The sequence below is a fragment of the Halalkalibacter lacteus genome, from assembly GCF_036663595.1.
GTDB classification, from domain to species: domain Bacteria; phylum Bacillota; class Bacilli; order Bacillales; family Bacillaceae_D; genus Halalkalibacter; species Halalkalibacter lacteus.
On sequence record NZ_JAWRVL010000165.1, the window covers coordinates 1 to 278 of the forward strand.

The window sequence follows — 278 nt, forward strand, 5'->3', positions numbered from 1 at the left end:
TATTGTTATAACTAAAAATAACAAACCGTTTGGAATAATTACCGAACGAAATCTTGTAAGAAGATATGCTCGTGATACACCTCTTGGTGATTTGGCTTCCCATCCACTCATTACAGCAGACCGCAGTACAACAGTTGAAAAAGTAGCAAAAATCATGTTAAAAAATGGAATCAGAAAGATTCCAATTGTCGACCAAAATAATGATTTAGTAGGCATAATAACAACAACTGACTTAGTAATGTTTCTTTTGCCTAAAATAAAATCAGATTTGGCTTCTT

1 protein-coding gene is annotated in these 278 nt (G+C 32.7%); it reads left to right on the forward strand.

Annotated features, from left to right (window positions below):
- A partial coding sequence (locus SAZ04_RS21925) for a CBS domain-containing protein (RefSeq protein ID WP_332699662.1) occupies nucleotides 1–278 on the forward strand: 278 nt, incomplete at both ends.